1 protein-coding gene is annotated in these 435 nt (G+C 34.0%); it reads right to left on the bottom strand.

Annotated features, from left to right (window positions below; genetic code table 11):
- On the bottom strand, positions 1 to 435 hold a 435-nt coding region (locus DF185_RS23255), incomplete at both ends, for a lamin tail domain-containing protein (RefSeq protein WP_133250155.1).

The following is a 435-nucleotide window of genomic DNA, read 5'->3' as shown; positions in this document are numbered from 1 at the left end:
TTGCTGCCTATTTGCAATTTCCAACCTTCAACTGAAATTGGATAATTTTTGGTATTGTATAACTCGATGTATTCATACTCGGGTAATCCTTGTGTTGGGCTTTCATCGGCCATGATTTCATTAATAACAACATCATGTTCATGTACTACATGATACACAAAGTTCATTATGGTATCGAGAATATTTCCACACTCATCGGCTACTCCTGAAACATCTAACTGCATTTGTTCCGCATCCGCAAACACATTTTCAAATTGCAACTCTACCTCTTGCGTTGAAATAGGAATAATCTCCTTTAAAACGTTGGCTTGTAATTTATAATTCTCAGGATTCAGTAGTGTTAATTCATTAATCATTTCACTAAACTCCAAAGACAAATGATTTTCTGATTTCAGTCTAAAAGAAATTACCTTAGGTGCTTCTTCATCTATATTT

The organism is Marinifilum breve (assembly GCF_003202155.1).
Taxonomy (GTDB): domain Bacteria; phylum Bacteroidota; class Bacteroidia; order Bacteroidales; family Marinifilaceae; genus Marinifilum; species Marinifilum breve.
Note: the sequence above shows the minus strand (reverse complement) of the source record. Positions and strands in the feature narration are given on the sequence as shown.